This window comes from Falsiroseomonas oryziterrae (assembly GCF_021864505.1).
Classification (GTDB): Bacteria; Pseudomonadota; Alphaproteobacteria; order Acetobacterales; family Acetobacteraceae; genus Falsiroseomonas; species Falsiroseomonas oryziterrae.
In genome coordinates this window covers 1-1634 of record NZ_JAKJIB010000539.1, presented here as the reverse complement: position 1 = coordinate 1634, position 1634 = coordinate 1, and the positions used below count along the sequence as shown (strand labels likewise).

General features: G+C 76.3%; 2 protein-coding genes. Both read right to left on the bottom strand.

The genetic code is table 11. The annotated features are described in order from the left end of the window. Positions 1 to 669, bottom strand: a 669-nt coding sequence (locus L2I40_RS22915; protein ID WP_237217670.1) for an ATP phosphoribosyltransferase regulatory subunit, incomplete at its 3' end; no start/stop codon positions are given. A gap of 59 nt (positions 670 to 728) precedes the next feature. Beyond that, the gene (locus tag L2I40_RS22910) at positions 729 to 1346 is read right to left on the bottom strand and encodes a dioxygenase family protein (protein ID WP_237217669.1); all 618 of its coding nucleotides are present in this window, start codon (positions 1344 to 1346) and stop codon (positions 729 to 731) included. Positions 1347 to 1634: the final 288 nt, after the last annotated feature.

Genomic DNA, 1634 nt, shown 5'->3' with positions numbered 1-1634 from the left:
TCCGGCCGCGGCCAGCAGCGGCGGCAGCGCATGCGCGGCCTCGCCCGCCTCACGCACCAGCGCCGCGACCGCGGCCGCATCCTTGCGGTCCAGCGCGCGGGCAAGCCGGCGGCGCGCATCCCCCTCCACCCCCGCCGCGTCGAGCAGCGCCGGCGACAGCCGAGGGAGGGTGACGTCGAGCGTCGGATCGGCGATGCCGAGCGCGGCGAGCGCCTCGGCGGCGACCGCCGCGACCTCGGCGTCGGCTTCGGGCAGGTCGGGCCCGATCAGCTCGATGCCGGCCTGGGGCAACTGGCGGGCGGGGGCCAGCTGGGTGCCGCGCACGCGCAGCACCTGGCCGGCATAGGACAGCCGCAGCGGGCGGGGGATGCGGTGCAGCCGGGTCGCCGCGATGCGGGCGACCTGCGGCGTGGTGTCGGCGCGCAGCCCCATCATGCGCTGGCTGACCGGGTCCATCAGCCGGAAAGTCTGCTCGGCCAGCGCCGCGCCGGAGCCGGCGAAGAGGCTGTCCTCGAATTCCAGCAGCGGCGGCTTCACCCGCTCGTAGCCGTGGCGGGCGAAGACCTCGACCAGCGCCTCGACGAGCGCCGCCTCCCGCTCCGCCTCGGGGGGGAGCAGGTCGGCGAGGCCGGCGGGCAGCAGGGCCGGGCTGGGCGGATCGTCGGTCATCGCGGCCGGCACTCCTGCCAGCCCCGGCGCCCCCCGGCAACCCGCGCGGGGCGAATGCCTCAGGCGAGGTGGATGTCGAACTCCGCGCGCTGGCCGCCATCCACAGGCGTCACCCGCGCGGTCAGCAGGGCGCGGTCGGCTGCCGACAGCCGCGCGAAGAGCGCATCGCGGTCGTTGCGGGCCTCGCCGGGGAAATAGACCTGGGTGGTCAGCGCCGCCCCGCCGGAAGCCGGCCGCGCGCGCAGGTGGATATGCGGCGTGCGGCCGGGATAGAGGCCGGGGCGGATGGTACGGAAGGCGTAGCGTCCGGCGCCGTCCGCCACCGCCCGGCCGAAGCCCTGGAAGCCCGGATCGCGCTCCGCCAGCCTGGCGTCGCGCGGATGCAGGTAGATTCCCTGGGCGTCGGCCTGCCAGATCTCGACCCGCGCGCCGGGCAGCGCGGCGCCGTCCGGCCCGCGCACGAGGCCCGTCAGCAGCAAGGGGATGCCGCGCGCCGGCCCCGGCTGGCCCGCGACCTGCAGCAGGTCTGAATCGGCATCGGCAGGGATCGCCGCCGGGTAGAAGGGCCCTTCCATCTGCGCCGGCGTGCGCAGGCCCTGCGCGCGGGCCGGCAGGGCGAGCAGAGCGGGAGCGAGCAGCAGCGGCCGGCGATGGATCGCGGGAAGATGGAGGGGCATCGGCGGGCTCCTGTCTGGTCCGCGCATAAGCGGCTCGGCACAGGGCTGGGACAAGTGACGAAGAATCTCGACGCGTTGCAGGGCTTGGGCCGCGCGTCGCGACGTGCGAACTCTGGTGCGGAGGTTCAGATGCATCGTCCCGCCAGGATCGCACGTCGCATGCTCGCGCCCCTCGCCGCGCTGCTCGGCGCCGCCTGCGCCGCCGATCCCGCCGCTGACTGGCTTGGCGGCACCGGCGATCCCGTGCGCGGCGCGGCCCTGAGCGCGCCGCGCATGCTCGGCGACACC

Coding starts and splice junctions, on each gene's coding strand:
- L2I40_RS22910 (WP_237217669.1), bottom strand. CDS start 1,346: ATGCCCCTCCATCTTCCCGCGATCCATCGCCGGCCGCTGCTGCTCGCT.